Origin of the sequence: Asaia sp. As-1742 (assembly GCF_011753235.1) — a bacterium.
In the GTDB taxonomy this organism is placed as follows: domain Bacteria; phylum Pseudomonadota; class Alphaproteobacteria; order Acetobacterales; family Acetobacteraceae; genus Asaia; species Asaia bogorensis_B.
This window is the reverse complement of record NZ_VWWA01000003.1, coordinates 171,080-189,869: the sequence shown is the minus strand read 5'-3', so window position 1 is coordinate 189,869 and position 18,790 is coordinate 171,080. Positions and strand designations below refer to the sequence as shown.

Here is an 18,790-nt window from a genome sequence, read left to right as displayed (position 1 = left end):
GCAAATACCCCGTTTTTGTTCCCGGTCCTGTGTGGCACGCTTCGGCGAATGGCCGCCTCTGCGTCATCTGCCCAGAGAAAGGCCTGAGCGCGATAAGGTCCGATAAATATGGCTGTCAAGGCAGACGAATTACAACTTTATGTGTCAGGCACCGTTCATCGCTCTCCTCATCTCGTGAAAGACAGCGATAATGACCCTGACAGTTCTCTGGCTGACGGCCCTGATCATGTTTGCCGGTGGGACGGCGCTGCTGCTGCTTGGCAAACGTCGTACCGAAACCGAAGGGGTTATGAGCCTTGCTCACGGTATCGTCCCCATCATTGCGGGCTGTTTGTATGTCGCCATGGCGACAGGCCAGGGCGCAGTGCTCCTGCCGACGGACGCCACACTCGCAGGCGCCGCCAGCACGACCCGCATCTTCTGGTTCGGCCGCTATATCGACTGGGTGTTTACAACCCCGCTTCTGCTTGTCGGTCTCGGGTTTCTTGGGATGTTCCGCGGCCGCAAGCGTGCCGATCTGCTGCTCGGCGCAGTCGCTGCGGATGTGATCATGATCATCACCGCCTTCGCCTTCAGTGCTTCGGAGAATGTGGTCAGCCGCTGGATCTGGTTCGTGCTTTCCTGTGTGGCGTTTCTGGGTGTGTATTATGTCATCTGGGTCTCGCAGCTTCAGGCCAACCGCCTCGAGCGGCCTGAAGTGCAGACGGCCTATATCCGCAGCGCAACCATCCTTTCGGTGCTCTGGATGGTATACCCGATCATTCTCGCTCTCTCGCCAGATGGGTTTGGAATTGTACCGGATTCGGCAAGCGTGCTCATTATCGCCATCACGGACGTTCTGGCGAAAGTCGGGTTCGGCTTCCTCAGCCTGTCCGATGACCGTAAACTGACCACGGTCTGATGATGTCTGGCCCGGCGTGACATTTATGAAATTGACCGGGCCACGCGATTTCTTTGCCCCGCTCTATTGGGGCTGTGCGGGAATTTGCGCCGGTGCCGCAATCCTCACCGATAATGTGCTGATCAGTCTCGCCACCATTATCATTTTCGGTCTGCCACATGGCGCGCTTGATGGAGAGATGGCACGACAAGCGCTTCGGCCCCCTCTCGGGTATCTCTGGTTTCCTGTTTTTGCGTTGCCTTATCTCGCGCTTGTCGGGCTCGTGCTCATCGCCTGGCATATCGAGCCGTTGGTCACGCTCAATCTGTTTCTGGCTCTGTCCGTCTGGCATTTTGGCGGTGAGATGCGCGACAACGGTTCTTCAATGTTTGCCGGGTTTGTCCTTGGGGGGGCGCCATTGATCCTCCCCTCCGTATTCCAGCCAGAAGCCACGGCGGCGCTGCTGAGTGCCATGGCGCCGCCTGCTCATCTTGCCTCACCGCCATCATGGCTGATCGTTCTGTTTCCCGTCTGGGCCCTCTGCGCCAGCGCGTGGCTAGGCGTCAGTCCTCCCGCGACGCGTATGAGGCGCTTATGGTCGCTGTTCGGGCTGATTGTCCCGTTCGCGTTGTTGCCGCCGCTGCAAGCGTTCATGATCTATTTCGTGTTCCAGCACGCACCGGCGCATATCGCATCACTCGTCGCTGACTCTCGCTGGAGCCGCCTCGGCTCACCGGGTGAAGCATTCTATCGCAGCCTGCCGCTCACATTTGCCTCGTTAAGCATCGGGGCCGTCATGGTACCGTTCTACGCAGGACAGTCGGCACCAAAACTGGTGGCTGTCACGTTCCAGCTTCTGGCCGCTCTGACCTTGCCCCACATGATATTCGATTATCTGATCGACAGGGCCCCGGCGCTTCGCGGAGCCCGAACACCTATGCCGGGGGATTTTCCTGCACGGCCTCACGTGCATCCGCCAGTGCCCTGACACGCATCTCCAGACGCTCGCGCGCACCGGGGACAGGTTTGTGCTGGGAGCCGAAAAGATGGCGTGAGAGGAAATGCCCCGTCAATGCCAGCCCCTCAGCCCACAGAGCCGGATCATCGCCGTCATCCTCACCCCCTTGCGGGGTCAGATAATGAGGCAGTGGCAGGAGACGATCGACCCACTGCCCGGCGGCATCGCGGCTTACAGCGCGTCCCGTTCGCGGTGAGACAAAGGCGAGATCAGTCGTCGCGCCTGAAATGGCACAGCAATCGAGCGTCAGCCCGTAACCCAGCGTCGCCAGCAGCGCGGTTTCCCAGCGCACATAATCCACCACCGGAGCGGGGTCGGACAGCACACAGAAGGCCGCGAGATCGCGCACGGTCTGGAGAAAGAAATCAGGATGAGGCTCGCGGTCCGGCAAGGCAGCATCAGCCAGTTCGGCGGCTGACTGAACCAGAGCGAGTTGCAGAGGGCGGTCCAGTAGCCTGACGGCTGTTTCCTGAACCATTTCACCGCTCAAATGCCCGAGCTGATCGGATAGGCGGGAGGCATAACGGGCGAGTATCAGATTACCCGGCTGCCAGAGCGCGGCCTGACGTCGTGACGAGCCGCCACGCACCAGACCGGCAATGCGTCCATACTCTTCCGTGAAGAGATGGACCACAGCTCCGCCCTCGCCGTAGCGCCGGGCGGAGAGGACGATTGCAGCACATTCGAAATTCATGTGCTGCAACCAATCCCGTGATCGTAGGACCGATCAGGCGCCAGCGGCAGCGGCCACTTCGGCAGCAAAGTCGCTGGTTTCCTTCTCGATGCCTTCGCCGAGTTGGAAGCGCTCGAAAGCAATCAGCTTGGCGCCGGCCTTCTCGACAACCTTGGACACGCGGGTCTCGCCATCGTGCACCCAGACCTGCTCCAGAAGAACGACTTCCTCGTAGAACTTGCGGATGCGGCCTTCGATCATCTTCTCGATGATGGCTTCTGGCTTGCCGGATTCACGAGCCTGCTCGATCAGAACCTGGCGCTCACGCTCCAGAGCTTCCGGATCGACGCTGGCAACTTCCAGAGCAGCCGGACGCGTTGCGGCAACATGCATGCCGATCTGGCGGCCCAGTGTCAGCAGGGCTTCGGATTCCGACGGCGCTTCGACAGCAGCGAGAACACCGATCTTGCCAACGCCCGGACGCAGCGCGCCGTGCACGTAGGAAGCAACGATGCCCGAAGGAACGGTCAGAACCTTGGCGCGACGCAGCGACATGTTCTCGCCGATCGTGGCGATCAGGTGGGTCAGTTCTTCGGCAACCGTGCGGCCCGTGGGCAGCTTGGCCTGCGACAGGGTGTCGAGGTCGTCACCGGCATCGAGCGCAGCATGAGCCACGGACTCGACGAATGCCTGGAAGGCTTCGTTACGGCCCACGAAATCGGTCTCGGCATTGACTTCGACCATGGCGGCCTTGTTCTTGCCCGAAGCAACGGCCACGAGGCCTTCGGCCGTGGTGCGACCCGACTTCTTGGCAGCCTGCGACAGACCCTTGGCGCGCAGCCAGTCGATGGCGGCATCCATGTCGCCAGCAGCTTCCGTAAGAGCCTTCTTGCAGTCCATCATGCCGGCGCCAGTCTTCTCGCGCAGGTCACGAACGAGGGCAGCAGTGATTTCCGCCATGTTCAAAACTCCTTTTGAGCAATGTCCCGTCAGACCCGATCGGCTGACCGGATGACAATGCTCGCCACAATAAAGAACCTGAGCCCCTTCCCGCATCCCGAAAGCGCGGGGCAGGCTCTAGGAACGAAACGGCGCGCCGCAGCTTTTCAGCCGGGCACGCCAGAAATTCCGAATGCCTGGGGAGACCTCACGATCTCCCGCACGCATCTCAGGCTTCAGCCGGAGCTTCTGCCGCGGTCTCTTCAACAACCGTCTCGACCGGCAGTTCTTCAGATGCACCGAAATCGGCACCCGAAGCAGCCATTTCAGCCGAGATACCATCGAGCACGGCCTGCGACACGAGGTCGCAATAGGTGGTGATGGCGCGGATGGCGTCGTCATTGCCCGGAATCGGGTAGGTCACGCCAGCCGGGTTGGAGTTGCTGTCGAGGACGGCAACAACCGGAATGCCAAGCTTGTTGGCTTCCTCAACCGCCAGCTTCTCCTTGTTCGTGTCGATCACGAACAGGATGTCCGGCAGGCCGCCCATTTCCTTGATGCCGCCGAGCGAACGCTCAAGCTTCTCGCGGTCACGGGTGATGTCGAGGATTTCCTTCTTCGTCAGACCATGCGTGTCGCCGGAGAGCATCTCGTCGATCTGGCGCAGGCGCTTGATCGAACCCGTGATGGTCTTCCAGTTGGTCAGCATGCCGCCGAGCCAGCGATGGTTGACGTAGTACTGGCCGCAGCGGGTTGCTGCCTCAGCCACATGCTCGGCAGCAGCGCGCTTGGTGCCGACGAACAGCACGCGACCGCCACCGGCCACCGTGTTGCGAACGGCCTGAAGGGCACGATCGAGCATCGGAACGGTCTGCTGCAGGTCGATGATGTGAACCTGGTTGCGGACACCGAACAGATACGGTGCCATCGCCGGGTTCCAGCGACGCGTGTGGTGACCAAAGTGAACGCCGGCTTCGAGCAGCTGACGCATGGTGAATTCAGGCATCGCCATGATGCAAATTCCTGTTCTTCTGGTTGTGCCTCCGTATGACATTGCGCGTTTTCACGGGCACCAGAGAGTCTGTCGTCATACGTGCGAATTGCCTTACTCCCCTGCCGACGATGCCGTCAGAAAAGCCAGACGGGCGCGGTATCGCCTTTTTCGTTCGAAAAGGCAAGGAAGAAGAGCAGGGATTGCCGTCGATCCTCAGCACACGCTTAGGCGACAGGCCCGAATCACTCCCATTGCGTAATGCCGCTTGGGCAAAGATCAGAGAGGCTGGCGAGGGCGTGGAAATTTGATCCCCGGCGCAAATCAGGCGAACTTAGGCGGGCCCTATAGGACACCGCCTGCTCAGGTGAGTGATGATTGCAAGACGCTCTTTGGCGTCCGGAGGCAAACGGTCAGGATCTGACGACATTGTTCGACCCGGGGATATGCCGAACCAAGCTAATCACGAAGGGAATATGATTATGCTCGAAAAGAAATTTCACGCGGCAATGGAAAACATCTATCACGAGGGGCTCAAGCTTCCGAAACCTTACAGAGCAACCAGATATTTGCAGCTTGTCAGGGAGTTGGGCGGTAAGAAAGCTGCTGACAGATTGCTGGCCACACCCAATCCGTCAGAGGGATTTACCCAGCTCTATCTTCACGGACAGACGGAGGGCCTTACGAAAAGCGTCGAGTACCTTGTCCTGCAATCACCGTGGTCAACACTTTTCACCGAACAGCAGCTTGCGATCGCGCGCGCAAGGTTGAAGAGGTACGGTTGCTCACAGGCATAATTTCTCCGCCTCTTGAAACCCACCGTTGAACACAGCTCCCCCGTAAACATCGCTCCATGTGCAGCTGCGCTACAACACGGGATCCGATGCAGGTTAGCTATTGCGGATTGCGATGATCTGGATCGCTGTCGTCCCATCGTGTCGCGCCTTGGACACCTCACCCGCTCAAAGATGATCAATGCGCGATACCCCATGAATGGTGCGCAATTGTTCGCCCAATCGTGGCGTGACCGGGAAGTGTCCGGTCAGGGTCACCTCCACAGCCTTGGTCTCGTCCACGGCTGGCACCAGCACGATCTTGCCGCGCCCCCTGCCCTGGCTGCTGAGAAGATCGCGCACCTTCGTCACCGCTGACGCCTCGCTGATCCATACGCGCATCTCCGAGCTTTCCTGTGCCGCAGCCTTCTCCAGATCGGTCACGTCATTGGCGGTGATACGCAGGGCGTCGCCCTCGAGCTTGAGATCGGCCGTGACCATCACCGCCTGACCAGCCACCAGCAGGTCGCGGCAACGCGACAGCACTTCCGAGAACAGGGTCACTTCGCAACCACCCGTCGCATCGGACAGGCGTACCCACGCCATCTTGCTACCGCTCTTGGTAGGGCGCTCCTTCTTGTCGACCACGCAGCCCGCAATACGCACGCGATAAGACCCGTTTTCAGCGGCGGTCATGAGATTCTGCGATGTCAGCACATTGGCCCGCTTCAGGACCGAGCGATAGGCATCCAGCGGGTGCGCGGACATGTGGAATCCGATCGCCTCGGCCTCGGCCGCCAGACGTTCGAATTCGGGCCAGTATGGGGCTTCGGCCAGGCGCAGTTCCTCGGGCTCGGCCGAGGCACCGAACAGCCCAATCTGACCCGAAGCCGCCTCCTGCGCATCGGATTGCGCACGGCGCATGATGATTTCCGAGCTGGCAAAGACGATATGACGCGGCTTGTCGAGGGAGTCGAAAGCTCCCGCCTTGGCCAGATTTTCAATCTGGATCTTGTTGAGCTGCTTGGCATCACAACGTGCAGCCAGATCGGCAAGACTGGCAAAGGGCTTGTCGCCACGTGCCTCCACAATGGCCTGCATGGCCGAAAACCCGACACGTTTAACCGCAGCCAGAGCGTAGCGAATGGCCCAGCTTCCGTCCTCCTGCTTTTCGAGCGAGAAATCAGCCTTCGAGCGATTGATGTCGACGGGAAGCACCTTGATTTTCATCCGACGCGCTTCCTGACAGAGCGAGGCCAGCTTGTCCGTCTTTTCGCGGGCGAGCGACATGCATCCGGCAAGAAACGCCACCGGATGGTTCGCTTTCATCCAAGCCGTCTGATACGAGACGAGCGCATAGGCGGCAGCGTGAGATTTGTTGAACCCGTAATCGGCAAAACGCGCCATGAGGTCGAACACCTCGGCAGCCTTTTCAGGGGTGATCCCGCGTCCGGTGGCACCTTTGACGAAGATCTCGCGCTGCGTGTCCATCTCGGCGCGGATCTTCTTGCCCATGGCACGACGCAGCAGATCGGCGCCGCCAAGGCTGTACCCGGCCATTTTCTGCGCGATCTGCATGACCTGTTCCTGATAGACCATGATGCCATAGGTCTCGGACAGGATATCGCGAATTTCCTCATGGGGCGGCTCCCATGAGGTACCGTGTTTGCGCGCGCAGTAATCTGGGATATTCGCCATCGGCCCCGGACGGTAGAGCGCCACAGCCGCAATCAGGTCCTCAAGCCTTGTCGGGCGCATCTGCTTGAGCACGTCGCGCATGCCCGCGCCTTCGAACTGGAACACGCCGCCCGCATCGCCACGGGCCAGCATGTCATAGGTAGGCGCGTCGTCCAGAGGCAGTGTGGCCAGATCGACCTCGATGCCTTGTTGCGCGATGAAATTGATCCCACGCTTGAGAATGGTGAGCGTGGTCAGCCCGAGGAAGTCGAACTTCACCAGCCCGGCCTGCTCCACGAATTTCATGTTATACTGCGTAACCAGCATATCGCTCTTGGGATCGCGATAGAGCGGCACGAGCTCGACCAGTTCCCGATCGCCGATCACCACACCCGCCGCGTGAGTTGACGCGTGGCGATAGAGCCCTTCGAGCTGCAACGCGATTTCCATCAGGCGGCGCAGCGCCTCGTCGTTCTCGCGCATTTCCTGCAGGCGCGGCTCGCCATCGATGGCCTGTTTGAGCGTGACAGGCTTGGCCGGGTTGTTCGGGATCAGCTCCGCCACGCGGTTGACCATGCCGAAAGGCAGGCCGAGCACGCGCCCGACATCGCGCACGGCGGCGCGCGCCTGAAGCTTACCAAAGGTGATGATCTGCGCCACGCGCTCGCCACCATATTCGGTGCGCACGTATCGGATCACCTCGTCGCGCCGGTCCTGACAGAAATCGATATCGAAGTCAGGCATCGAGACGCGTTCGGGATTCAGGAATCGCTCGAACAGAAGGTTGAACGGCAACGGATCGATATCGGTGATAGTCAGCGCCCAGGCCACAAGAGAGCCTGCCCCCGACCCACGCCCCGGCCCGACCGGGATATCATGTTCCTTCGCCCATTGGATGAAGTCGGCCACGATCAGGAAGTAACCGGGAAAGCCCATACGCCCGATGATGCCGAGTTCCATTTCCAGACGCTCCTCATAGCGTCTGCGTGTGTCGTCATCGGCCTCCATACGGGACAGGCGCTGGCGTAGACCCTCTTCCGACATGGCCCGCAATGTCTCTTCCTCGGTCGCGCCCTCATTCACCTTGGGACAGACAGGCAGGAGCGGCGGACGGGTCGAGACCTTCACCGCGCAGCGCTGCGCGATCATGAGCGTGTTGTCGCAGGCCTCCGGCAGATCGGCGAAAAGCGCACGCATGGCATCGGGAGATTTGAACCAGTGCTCAGGCGTGACGCGCCAGCGCTCCTGCTCCGCCATGGTGCGTCCCTGCGCAATGCAGAGTAGCGCATCATGGGCTTCATGCATGGCAGGTTTTGAGAAGAAGCACTCGTTGGTGGCGACCAAAGGCAAGCCAAGGCGGTCAGCAGCGGCGATCATGCCGGGCTCAACGGCTTTCTCCTCAGGCAGACCATGGCGATGCAGCTCGACAGCCATATGGGCGCCAAAGCTCTCCTGCAAACGGCGCAGCAGCGTCATGGCCTGATCTTCCTGCCCCTCGGCCAGCAGGCGGAACAATGGCCCACGCGTCCCGCCAGTCAGCAGAAAGAGCCCGTCCGCATGAGCGCAGAGAGTCTCGAGCAGAATGGCCGGGTCGGAAGGATCGCCCTTGAGGAATCCCTCGGAAGAGAGGAACTGCAGATTGGCAAGCCCCGCCTCATTACGGGCCAGCGCCACCATGGGCTCTGACGGGGCACCGGGCTTGTCGCTGCGCGATGGCAATGCGAGCTGACAGCCGATGATGGGCTGCACACCCTTGCCCGTGCAGTACTGCGAGAACTCAAGCGCCCCGAATAGATTGCCCGTATCGGTCAACGCCACAGCAGGCATGGCGGATTCAGCGGCCAGCGCCACCAGATCGGGTATGCGTATCGCCCCCTGGCTCAGCGAATAGGCAGAGTGATTACGAAGATGAACGAAGGGGGCATGGGACATGGGTCATGGTCTACCAGACCCGAACGCCCCCTTCATCTCTTTCTTGCGTTCACCATGAACCGAAATCGGCATGGTCGGACATGCTGTTCGATACGGCGTCTTTTCGTGCTGTACCGATGGTCCGCTCAACGATCCGCCCATCACGCAGGGTCACGACACGATCCATACGCGACGCCAGCTCCTCGTTATGAGTCGCGATCAACGCGCCCACATTCTCGCTACGAACCGCATGCAGCAACTCGTCAAACACGGCATCGGAAGTATGCACATCCAGATTGCCGGTCGGCTCGTCAGCCAGAAGAAGCTTTGGTCGGTTGGCCAGAGCACGGGCAATGGCCACGCGCTGCTTCTCTCCACCCGAAAGCTTGCCCGGCAGATTATACAGCCGATGCGCCAGCCCGAAACGCGTCAGAAGATCGGTCGCGCGTGCTGTCGCATCGCGAGGGGAAACGCCCGCAATATGCTGGGGGAGCACCACATTCTCCAGTGCCGTGAACTCGGCGAGAAGGTGATGGAACTGATAGACGAAACCCACCTCGTCGCGTCGTATCTGCGTGCGTGCCGTGTCTGACAGGGAGGCCGCGTCGTGCCCGGCAATGCGCACACTGCCCTCCTGCGGGGCCTCCAGCAGACCGGCAATATGAAGCAGAGTCGATTTGCCCGTACCGCTGGGCGCGACAAGAGCCACGATCTCTCCGGGGAACAGATCGAAAGACGCGCCCTTCAGGATTTCGAGCGTCTCTTCGCCGGAGCGAAAACGACGCGTCACGTCCTTCAGGGAAAGAACCGGCGCAGCCGCAGGATTGGTCTCACTCATGACGCAGCGCCTCGATAGGATCAGTCTTGGCCGCACGCCAAGACGGGTAAAGCGTTGCGACGAAAGACAAGGCAAGCGCCATGACCATAACCTCGATGACCTGCGACCAGATCAGCTTGGCTGGCAGATGTTCGAGATAATAGAATTCCGGGTTGAACAGGCTGGTATGGGTCAGATGCTCCACACCATGCTGGATGCGCTCGATGTTCAGGCAGAATACGACCCCGATCCCGAAACCGATCAGCGTGCCAGATACACCGACCGAGGCGCCGCACATCAGGAAGATGCGCATGACAGCCCCCCGGCTGGCGCCCAATGTGCGCAGCACTGCGATATCGCGCGTCTTGTCCTTGACCATCATGATCATGGAAGAGATCACGTTGAACGCCGCCACCAGGATGATCAGGGTAAGAATGAGGAACATCACGTTCTGCTGCACGGTCAGCGCACCCAGAAACGCGTTATTGCTCTGGGTCCAGTCCATCACGCGCAGCCTTGGGTCATCCAGACGCTGTGCGATGGCGCGGGTGACGGGCGTAACCTCGAGCGGGTCACGCGTCGCCACCTGAATGAGCGATACCGCATCGGGCATCATCAGAAAGCGCTGGGCAGAGTCCAGCGGCATCAGGATGACACTGGTGTCGTAATCATTCACCCCGGCATCGAACACCATGGCCACATGATAGGCCCTTATGCGCGGCATGGTCCCGAAAGGCGTGGCGCGACCATTGGGCGAGAGCAGCGTGACCTTGCTGCCAACCGTCAGGCCGGCCCGGGCCGCGAGCGTCGTGCCAACGGCAATCGCATCATCGCCCTGGAAATCAGCAAGTTTGCCATCGGTGATATTATCGCTCAGGGCATGAAGATCGCGCAGGTCAGAGGGGATGATGCCACGCACGACGCCGCCTGTGGAATAATTCCCGGCATCGATCAGCACCGTCCCTTCCGCCATTGGCGTAACACGGGTGACGTTTTTGACCTCGCGTATGGCGACCACATCATCCTGATAATTGGTGATGCTGTGCCCTGCGCTGAAAATGTTCAGATCGCCGTTCAGCCCGAGCACGCGACCCATCAGATCGGCGCGAAACCCGTTCATGACCGCCATGACGATGATGAGGGTGGCGACCCCCAGCGCAATGCCGATGAGCGAGAAAATCGCGATGATGGAAACGAAGCGTTCTCCGCGACGGGCGCGCAGATAGCGCCCCGCCACCACGCGCTCGAAGCGGTTGAACATGATCAGGCGGCGTCCTTGCCTGCTGAATCAGTACCCAGCACCTTCGCAAGTGCTTCTTCCACTGTCAGCTCGAAGCGTTCGCCGGTCGCACGGCGCTTGAGTTCGACCTTGCCTTCCTTCGCACCGCGCGGGCCGACGATCATCTGCCAGGGATGGCCCATCAGATCGGCATCGTTGAACTTCACGCCTGCACGCTCGCCGCGATCGTCATAAAGAAATGCGTCAGGCGCGGCGGCATAGAGCTGTTCGCACAGTGCATCCACGGCTTCATCGCCGGGCTTCAGGCTCAGAATGGCAGCGCGATAAGGCGCGACCGAGTCCGGCCAGATGATACCGGCCTCATCATGGCTGGCTTCAATGATGGCACCGACAAGGCGCGACACACCGATGCCGTACGACCCCATTTCCGGGAAAAACTGGTTGCCATCAGCACCGCTGACCGAGATCCCCATGGATTCGGTATATTTGGTGCCGAAATAGAAGATATGACCGACTTCGATACCACGCCCTTCACGACGACGATCGGCAGGCACGTCTTCCCACGCCTTTTCGTCATGCATCTCGTCAGTCGCGGCATAGAACTTCGTAACGCCGCTGAAAAACGACTCAAGGCTGGCATGGTCGGCAATATCGACGGCCTCATGCAGCCAGTCCTGCTCCTCAAGCGCTGCGTCGAAGAATACCCCGCTCTCGCCTGTCGGCGCCAGCACAAGAAATTCATGGCTCAGATCGCCGCCGATCGGCCCGGTATCCGCCTTCATGGGGACAGCCCTCACACCCAGACGCTGGAAGGTGCGCAGATAGGCCAGCATCATGCGACGATAGGCAGCAACAGCGTCTTCATAAGACGCATCGAAGGAATAGGCGTCCTTCATGAAGAACTCGCGACCGCGCATCACGCCAAAACGCGGACGCAGCTCATCGCGGAACTTCCATTGGACATGGTACAGCGCCTGGGGCAGCTCGCGATAGGATTTGATGACCTGACCGAAAAGATCGGTGATCATTTCCTCATTGGTCGGCCCGTAAAGCAATTCGCGGTCCTGACGGTCGCGGATACGCAGCATTTCGGGGCCGTAAGCGTCATAACGGCCAGAGCGCTTCCAGAGCTCGGAAGACTGGACGGTCGGCATCAGCAATTCCTGCGCGCCGATGGCATTCTGCTCTTCCCGCACGATCTGCTCGATATTGCGCAGCACGCGCAGACCAGCCGGAAGCCAGGCATAGATACCCGCCGAAGTCTGACGCACAAGACCAGCGCGCAGCATCAGACGATGCGAGGCAATCTGGGCCTCGGCAGGCACTTCTTTGAGGGTGGGCAGGAAACCGCGGGACAGACGCATCGTGTGTGACCGTTCTAGAAAAGAAAAATGGCGCGCCTGTTATGGCGCGTTCGTGGCAGACGCTGCGGGATCAGACCCGCAGCAGATGGACATCGACCAGAGGACGCTTCTGCAGCTTGCGCCCCAGCGCGCGACGCAGCGCCGTCTTGGCCGCATCGCGGAAGGCATCGTCATCCTGACGCAGATCATCAGGGATTTCATCGATGGCATCGGCGAATTCTTCCGAGATGCGGGTGCTCTCGGGATCTTCGGATTCCAGCAGACCGGGCGCGCTGATCTTGGGCATGCCAATCACATAACCCTCGTCATCAACCGCAAAGCTCGCAATGACCATGCCGTTGAACAGCATCTTGCGACGCGCTGCCAGCACGCCGCCGGTCATGGGCAGCAGACGCCCACCATCGAGCGCCAGACGACCCGTGGGGGCGGTATCCACCACCTCGGCGTGATCCGGGCCGAGACGCAGCAGGTCACCGTCCTCAAGCAAAATCGCCTCGGCGCCGGTCTCGCGAGCAAGGGCTGCGTGAGCGGTCAGATGACGCCACTCACCGTGCGTCGGAACGCTCAGCTTGGGGCGAACAAGGCTGTAGAGATGACGCAGATCGTCCGCTGTGGCATGGCCCGACACATGGACCAGATGGTCCTTGTCGGTCAGCACAGTGGCACCACGCCGGGTCAGGTTGTCCTGCACCGCCATGACGGCCTGCTCGTTGCCGGGGATCATGCGTGAGGAATAGATAACCGTATCCCCCTCACCCAGCGAAATGTTCGGGTGAACATCCGAGGCAATGCGCGACAGCGCCGAGCGGGGTTCGCCCTGGCTGCCCGTAATGATCATCAGCAGGCGGTTATCCGGAACCGAATTCGCCTCGCGCTCGTCGAGGAAGGGCGGAATATCCTGCAGATAACCACACTCGCGGGCCGCAACCTCGAGATTGCGCAAAGAACGCCCGACAACCATTACCTGACGTCCGGCCGCCTTGGCTGCACGTGCGATGCTCTCGACACGCGCGACGTTACTGGCAAAACAGGTGATCGCGACGCGGCCATGCAGCGTCTTGATCAGATCGGCCATGGAATCACGCACCTGACCTTCCGTGCCGGAAATCCCGTCACGGAAGACGTTGGTACTGTCGCACACCATAGCCAGAACGCCCTCGTCACCCACGGCCCTAAAGGCGTCGAGATCCGTCAGGGGGCCCACCACAGGCTCGCGATCGAGCTTGAGGTCGCCAGTGTGTACGATCGTGCCGTAAGGCGTGCGCAGAACGAGCGACTGCGCCTCGGGCACCGAATGGGTGACGTTGATGAATTGCAGATCGAACGGCCCGACCGCGAAATGCCCACCCATCGGGATGGTATGGATCGTCACCTGCGACAGCAGATGCGCTTCTCCCAGCTTGCGTCGAAGCACAGCGCTCGCGAAAGGCGTGGCATAGATCGGACAGCGCAATTGCGGCCAGAGATGCGCGACGGCACCCAGATGGTCTTCATGCGCATGGGTGATCACAAGTCCACACAGGCTCTTGTGACGCTCGGCAATGAAGAGCGGGTCAGGCATGAGAATTTCGGCTTCAGGCGTATCATTGCCCGAAAACCCGATACCGCAGTCAATGGCGAGCCACTTGCCGTCGAGGCAATAGAGATTGAAATTCATCCCGATCTCGCCCGTCCCGCCCAATGGCAGGAAGGCCAGACCTTTTTCAGTAATGCTCATAAATTAATCCTAGATAGAGACATAAACACACCTTCATCCTGGTGCCGGAATAAATTCGCCAGTGGCATTGCGCGCAGCAAGCAAGCGCAGGCCATCCAGCGTGAGAGTTGGAGCTACATGCTGGAACAGATCTGTTCCCTCGGAAAAAAGCGGGGCCAGTCCCCCTGTCGCGATCACCTTGATCGGTGAGGCCATCTCAAGCGCGATGCGCGAGACGATCCCTTCCACCAGACCGACATAACCCCAGAAAAGACCTGAGCGCATGGCAACCGTCGTGCTGCGCCCAATTGCAGAAGATGGACGTCCGACACTTATACGGGGCAGACGCGCTGCTGCCTGATGCAGGGCCTCGAGCGAAAGATTGACCCCGGGTGCAATCGCACCCCCACAAAAGGCGCCCTCGCTATCCACCACATCGAAAGTCGTCGCTGTGCCGAAATCGACCACCACCAGCGGACCGCCGAAAAAATGCTGTGCCGCCAGCCCGTTGAGCCGCCTGTCCACACCCACTTCGGCCGGGGTATCAACCTTGACGGGACATCCCCAGTCGAGCGCGTTATTGGCAATCAGGGGCTCGATATCGAGCCATTCGCGGCACAGACGGCGCAGATGGTAAAGTGCAGCTGGCACGACGGTACCGATAATCGCACGTGATATCGCACGGTGATTAAGGTTAGATAATTCAATCAGGCCGAGAAGCCAGACGGCGTATTCATCAGAGGTCCGCTGGTCGTTCGTCGAGATGCGCCAGGTGCCACGCCACTCCTTGCCGTCATGGACAGCAAAAACAATGTTCGTGTTACCAGCGTCGACAACGAGGAGCACAGACCGTCCTTCACCCAAGCAGTAGAATATCCCCCGCCGCGACCGTCTGAACCTCGTTCTGGTCGGTCTGCAAGACCAGCCGACCGCACTCATCGAGACCCGCGAAGAAACCCTCTATATAGTCTCCACCCCTCTGGACCGCAAGCCGCGAACCCGGCTCATGCGCCCGATCAAGCCAAGCCTGCCGAATGGGCGTAAAGCCCCGACGCTGCCAGAGATCGAACCAGAATGAGAAACACGTCAGTATCTGACGGGCTAGATCGGCGGGGCCGACCTGCCCGCCCAGCGCTGAGAGTGCGACCGTCTGACGCCCTGCAATATCCGGCGCCGTCTTCAGATTGGCGCCAATGCCGACGACAATCCATTCGGAACCAGTCGCACCGCCGCGCTCGATCAGCACGCCAGCCAGCTTGGCGCCATCGCATAGAATATCGTTGGGCCATTTGATCCGCAGTGCCGCGGACGGCGCGCAGGCAGAGAGAGCGTCATGAACAGCCACGGCAACCATGAACGGCATGGCCTGCACGAGGTCGTTTACCCGAGCATCACGACATATGAAGGAGAAAGATAGGTTTCCGCTGGGGGCGTCCCATTGACGCCCGCGCGTCCCGCGACCGGCCGTCTGACGGTAGGCAAGGACGGCTCTGCCATGGGCAGCACCATTTTCTGCTTCGTTTTTGCAGAAGTCGGAGGTGGAACCGAGTGTCTCATGACACTCAAGGGTCCAGCTGAAGCCTGACTGGAAGCTCATCGATCTTCCAAAAGCTGAGGAATGGTGGGCGATGACGGGATTGAACCGCCGACCCTCTCGGTGTAAACGAGACGCTCTACCGCTGAGCTAATCGCCCTCAGGGCAGACGGTCGAATCGCCGCCTGCCGTGGGAGAGGGGATACGTTAACTTACGGCATCCTTCAAGCCCTTGCCGGGACGGAAACGTACAGAAACCGACGCGGGAATGTCGATTTCTTCGCCAGTGCGTGGGTTGCGCCCTTTGGCAGCCTTGCGTGTTGCCGTTGCAAACGAACCAAATCCGACCAGACGCACTTCCTGCTTACGTGCGAGCGCCTCTTCGATGCTCGCAAACAGCGCCTCGACGACATCCCCGGCCTTCGCCTTGGGCAGATCGGTCTTTTCTGCAACCGCAGCAATGAGCTCCTGCTTGTTCAGCGGCTTTTCCATCTCGTTTCCTCGCAGAGTTCCTGAATAACCGATCATCCGCCCACAGGCGGTGCTACAAGCAAGGCACTATGAAGGCGTTTTCCCTAACGTCAACAGCGCTGAGGCCCGCAAGCCGGGCGGTTTCACGCTTTGGCCCGCGCTGCGACTTTCCTGCCATGAATACGACAATGGCCGCCCCTTAAGGGCGGCCACCGTGTTAGTCCGGTCATCGGATGAAATGGGAAGGATCACGCCTCCCTTACCCTCAGTGTGGCAGCTGGCTGGAGAGATTGTCCTTCCCCAGCGCGGCCGGCACATCATCCTCTTCATCCCACTCAATTGCCTCCGGCGGCCGCACCAGTGCGGAAGCCAAAACCTGATCGACATGCGATACGGGAATGATCTTGAGCGCGTCCTTCACATTGGCCGGGATCTCGGCGAGATCCTTTTCATTATCCTTAGGGATAAAGACCGTCGTGATGCCGGCGCGTGTCGCCGCGAGCAGCTTTTCCTTAAGACCACCAATCTCGAGCACGCGTCCACGCAGGGTGATTTCCCCTGTCATCGCCACATCGCGACGGATCGGAATACCCGTCATGACGCTGACGATCGACGTTGCCATGGCGACACCGGCAGATGGACCATCCTTGGGCGTTGCCCCTTCCGGAACATGCACATGAATGTCACGCTTCTCGAAGATCGTCGGCTTGATGCCAAAGGACTGGGCTCGCGAGCGCACATAGGAAACGGCCGCGGAGACACTCTCCTGCATCACCTCACCCAGCTTGCCCGTTGCCTTTACGTGCCCCTTGCCGGGCAGCATCACGCTCTCGATCGTCAGGATCTCGCCGCCGACTTCCGTCCAGGCAAGGCCGGACACCATGCCGACCAGATCCTCGTTCTCGGTCTCACCATGCTTGAAACGACGGATGCCGGAGAACTCGCCGAGATTTTCCGCCGTGACCGCAATGGTCTCGACCGAACTCGTCACGAGGCGCTTGACCACACGACGCGCAATCTTCGCGATTTCGCGCTCCAGATTACGTACACCGGCTTCACGCGTGTAGTGCTGGATCAGGCTGCGCAGGGCGTCATCGCTGATCGACCACTCATGCGGCTTCAGATTATGCGCTTCAGCCTGCTTGCCCACCAGATGACGACGCGCGATCTCGACCTTTTCATCTTCGGTGTATCCCGACAGACGAATGATCTCCATGCGGTCCAGCAAAGGCTGGGGCATGTTGAGGCTGTTGGCCGTCGTCACGAACATCACGTCCGACAGATCGTAATCGACCTCGAGATAATGATCGTTGAACGTGCTGTTCTGCTCCGGGTCCAGCACCTCGAGAAGCGCGGAAGACGGGTCGCCGCGCCAGTCGGAGCCCATCTTGTCGATCTCGTCCAGCAGGAATAGCGGGTTCGACGTCTTGGCTTTCTTCATGCCTTGGACGATCTTGCCCGGCATCGAGCCGATATAGGTACGACGATGACCGCGAATTTCGGACTCGTCGTGCACGCCACCCAGCGACATGCGCACATACTGACGGCCCGTTGCTTTCGCAATCGACCGCGCCAGCGAGGTCTTGCCCACACCCGGCGGCCCTACGAGGCACAGGATCGGCCCTTTGAGCTTCTGCGAGCGCGTCTGGACCGCGAGATATTCGAGGATGCGCTCCTTGACCTTTTCGAGACCATAATGCTCGGATTCGAGCACTTCCTCTGCCGCGGCGAAGTCGCGTGAAACCTTCGAGCGCTTCTTCCAGGGGATGGACAGGATCCAGTCGAGGTAATTGCGCACCACTGTGGATTCAGCCGACATCGGGCTCATGCCGCGCAGCTTGCGCAGCTCGCCAATGGCCTTCTCGCGGGCTTCCTTGCTCAGGCGGGTCTTGGCGATACGCTCTTCGATTTCAGCCGTTTCATCACGACCATCCTCGCCCTCACCCAACTCCTTCTGAATCGCCTTGAGCTGTTCGTTCAGATAATACTCACGCTGGGTCTTCTCCATCTGCCGCTTGACGCGGTTACGGATTTTCTTTTCGACCTGCAGGACGCCGATTTCCTGCTCCATATGAGCGAAAACCTGCTCCAGCCGCTTGCTGACCGAACTGCCCTGCAGGATTTCCTGCTTCTCGGCGATTTTCAGGTTCAGATGGCTCGCAATCGTATCGGCCAGCTTCGAGAGATCCTCGATCTGGTTGAGCGAAACCATGACTTCAGGCGCGATCTTCTTGTTGAGCTTGATATACTGCTCGAATTGCGAGATTGCGGTGCGTCCGAGCGCCTCAGCCTCGCTGCCCGTCTCAACCTCGTCCTGCACGTCCTCGATCTCGGCCTCGAAATGGCCGTCGACATCATGAAATTCCTTGATACGGGCACGGCGAATGCCCTCGACAAGGACCTTGACGGTGCCGTCGGGCAGTTTCAGCAGTTGCAGGATCGTGGAGACGGTGCCGAAACGATAGATATCCTCGGCTGGCGGATCATCCTGGGAGGCGTTCTTCTGGGCAACAAGCAGGATCTGCTTGCTGTCACGCGTGACAGCCTCAAGCGCACGGACGGATTTCTCGCGCCCGACGAAAAGCGGCACGATCATGTGGGGGAAAACAACGATATCGCGCAGAGGCAGGACAGCGATCGTCTCGACCGGCTTTGTCTTGGCTTTGGCCTCTTCTGCCTTTGCTGCGGTGTTCAGCTTGCTCACCGCAGTTTTCCTCTTTTTTTCAGTCATGAAATCCTGATCTCCTTGAGGACGATCTCAATGCGGCCACCCGTAAGTCTGGCGTGGCCGGCATCGCATCTTTGC

At 59.9% G+C, this 18,790-nt stretch carries 15 protein-coding genes and 1 tRNA gene; 3 read left to right on the top strand and 13 right to left on the bottom strand.

The window, feature by feature from the left end; translation table 11 throughout:
- The first annotated feature begins 190 nt into the window (after positions 1-190).
- Both F3J08_RS05850 and F3J08_RS05845 read left to right on the top strand, forming a co-directional pair.
- A complete protein-coding gene (locus tag F3J08_RS05850; RefSeq protein WP_166928782.1) occupies positions 191-901 on the top strand; it encodes a bacteriorhodopsin in 711 nt (236 codons plus the stop codon).
- A 25-nt stretch (positions 902-926) separates the two neighbouring features.
- Positions 927-1,868: a Brp/Blh family beta-carotene 15,15'-dioxygenase gene (locus tag F3J08_RS05845; RefSeq protein WP_166928781.1), complete on the top strand. Its 942-nt coding sequence runs from the start codon at positions 927-929 to the stop codon at positions 1,866-1,868.
- Here F3J08_RS05845 and recO read toward each other — a convergent pair.
- The 3 genes from recO to rpsB all read right to left on the bottom strand — a co-directional run bounded on the left by recO (position 1,816) and on the right by rpsB (position 4,522).
- Positions 1,816-2,592, bottom strand: a complete 777-nt coding sequence (recO, locus tag F3J08_RS05840; RefSeq protein ID WP_166928780.1) for a DNA repair protein RecO — start codon at positions 2,590-2,592, stop codon at positions 1,816-1,818. The genes F3J08_RS05845 and recO overlap by 53 nt on opposite strands.
- A gap of 33 nt (positions 2,593-2,625) precedes the next feature.
- On the bottom strand, positions 2,626-3,531 hold the full coding sequence (gene tsf / locus F3J08_RS05835; RefSeq protein WP_023977481.1) for a translation elongation factor Ts: 906 nt from the start codon (positions 3,529-3,531) through the stop codon (positions 2,626-2,628).
- Positions 3,532-3,739: 208 nt separating this feature from the next.
- Complete coding sequence (rpsB, locus tag F3J08_RS05830; protein WP_166928779.1) at positions 3,740-4,522, bottom strand: 30S ribosomal protein S2; 783 nt, start codon at positions 4,520-4,522, stop codon at positions 3,740-3,742.
- Between the two features lie 455 nt (positions 4,523-4,977).
- Here rpsB and F3J08_RS05825 point away from each other — a divergent pair, with 455 nt between their 5' ends.
- Complete coding sequence (locus F3J08_RS05825; RefSeq protein ID WP_166928778.1) at positions 4,978-5,298, top strand: hypothetical protein; 321 nt, start codon at positions 4,978-4,980, stop codon at positions 5,296-5,298.
- A gap of 165 nt (positions 5,299-5,463) precedes the next feature.
- Here F3J08_RS05825 and dnaE read toward each other — a convergent pair whose 3' ends face one another.
- From dnaE to lon, 10 genes are all read right to left on the bottom strand, one after another.
- Positions 5,464-8,883: a DNA polymerase III subunit alpha gene (gene dnaE, locus F3J08_RS05820; RefSeq protein ID WP_166928777.1), complete on the bottom strand. Its 3,420-nt coding sequence runs from the start codon at positions 8,881-8,883 to the stop codon at positions 5,464-5,466.
- A 49-nt stretch (positions 8,884-8,932) separates the two neighbouring features.
- Positions 8,933-9,700, bottom strand: a complete 768-nt coding sequence (locus F3J08_RS05815; protein ID WP_166928776.1) for an ABC transporter ATP-binding protein — start codon at positions 9,698-9,700, stop codon at positions 8,933-8,935.
- Positions 9,693-10,940 (bottom strand): lipoprotein-releasing ABC transporter permease subunit, encoded by a 1,248-nt coding sequence (locus F3J08_RS05810; protein ID WP_062164365.1) that lies wholly within the window; start codon positions 10,938-10,940, stop codon positions 9,693-9,695. Before F3J08_RS05810 ends, F3J08_RS05815 begins: the two co-directional genes overlap by 8 nt.
- A gap of 2 nt (positions 10,941-10,942) precedes the next feature.
- Complete coding sequence (gene proS, locus F3J08_RS05805; protein ID WP_166928775.1) at positions 10,943-12,283, bottom strand: proline--tRNA ligase; 1,341 nt, start codon at positions 12,281-12,283, stop codon at positions 10,943-10,945.
- A gap of 70 nt (positions 12,284-12,353) precedes the next feature.
- A complete protein-coding gene (locus F3J08_RS05800; protein WP_166928774.1) occupies positions 12,354-14,000 on the bottom strand; it encodes a ribonuclease J in 1,647 nt (548 codons plus the stop codon).
- A 33-nt stretch (positions 14,001-14,033) separates the two neighbouring features.
- Positions 14,034-14,825, bottom strand: coding sequence for a type III pantothenate kinase (locus tag F3J08_RS05795; RefSeq protein WP_023977489.1), 792 nt, complete (start codon positions 14,823-14,825; stop codon positions 14,034-14,036).
- Between the two features lie 10 nt (positions 14,826-14,835).
- Entirely contained in the window at positions 14,836-15,576 is a 741-nt protein-coding gene (locus tag F3J08_RS05790) for a biotin--[acetyl-CoA-carboxylase] ligase (protein ID WP_166928773.1), read from the bottom strand.
- A gap of 22 nt (positions 15,577-15,598) precedes the next feature.
- A tRNA-Val gene (locus F3J08_RS05785) sits at positions 15,599-15,673 on the bottom strand.
- Between the two features lie 47 nt (positions 15,674-15,720).
- Positions 15,721-16,005: an HU family DNA-binding protein gene (locus F3J08_RS05780; protein WP_023977491.1), complete on the bottom strand. Its 285-nt coding sequence runs from the start codon at positions 16,003-16,005 to the stop codon at positions 15,721-15,723.
- A gap of 244 nt (positions 16,006-16,249) precedes the next feature.
- Positions 16,250-18,715, bottom strand: coding sequence for an endopeptidase La (gene lon, locus F3J08_RS05775; protein ID WP_166928772.1), 2,466 nt, complete (start codon positions 18,713-18,715; stop codon positions 16,250-16,252).
- Between the last annotated feature and the right edge of the window lie 75 nt (positions 18,716-18,790).

Excerpts from the sequence above, each read along its gene's own strand:
- dnaE (WP_166928777.1), bottom strand. The coding sequence starts at position 8,883 with ATGTCCCATGCCCCCTTCGTTCATCTTCGTAATCACTCTGCCTATTCG.
- F3J08_RS05815 (WP_166928776.1), bottom strand. The coding sequence starts at position 9,700 with ATGAGTGAGACCAATCCTGCGGCTGCGCCGGTTCTTTCCCTGAAGGAC.
- rpsB (WP_166928779.1), bottom strand. The coding sequence starts at position 4,522 with ATGGCGATGCCTGAATTCACCATGCGTCAGCTGCTCGAAGCCGGCGTT.
- tsf (WP_023977481.1), bottom strand. The coding sequence starts at position 3,531 with ATGGCGGAAATCACTGCTGCCCTCGTTCGTGACCTGCGCGAGAAGACT.
- F3J08_RS05790 (WP_166928773.1), bottom strand. The coding sequence starts at position 15,576 with ATGAGCTTCCAGTCAGGCTTCAGCTGGACCCTTGAGTGTCATGAGACA.
- recO (WP_166928780.1), bottom strand. The coding sequence starts at position 2,592 with ATGAATTTCGAATGTGCTGCAATCGTCCTCTCCGCCCGGCGCTACGGC.
- F3J08_RS05810 (WP_062164365.1), bottom strand. The coding sequence starts at position 10,940 with ATGTTCAACCGCTTCGAGCGCGTGGTGGCGGGGCGCTATCTGCGCGCC.
- F3J08_RS05850 (WP_166928782.1), top strand. The coding sequence starts at position 191 with ATGACCCTGACAGTTCTCTGGCTGACGGCCCTGATCATGTTTGCCGGT.
- F3J08_RS05780 (WP_023977491.1), bottom strand. The coding sequence starts at position 16,005 with ATGGAAAAGCCGCTGAACAAGCAGGAGCTCATTGCTGCGGTTGCAGAA.
- F3J08_RS05800 (WP_166928774.1), bottom strand. The coding sequence starts at position 14,000 with ATGAGCATTACTGAAAAAGGTCTGGCCTTCCTGCCATTGGGCGGGACG.
- F3J08_RS05825 (WP_166928778.1), top strand. The coding sequence starts at position 4,978 with ATGATTATGCTCGAAAAGAAATTTCACGCGGCAATGGAAAACATCTAT.
- proS (WP_166928775.1), bottom strand. The coding sequence starts at position 12,283 with ATGCGTCTGTCCCGCGGTTTCCTGCCCACCCTCAAAGAAGTGCCTGCC.
- F3J08_RS05845 (WP_166928781.1), top strand. The coding sequence starts at position 927 with ATGAAATTGACCGGGCCACGCGATTTCTTTGCCCCGCTCTATTGGGGC.
- lon (WP_166928772.1), bottom strand. The coding sequence starts at position 18,715 with ATGACTGAAAAAAAGAGGAAAACTGCGGTGAGCAAGCTGAACACCGCA.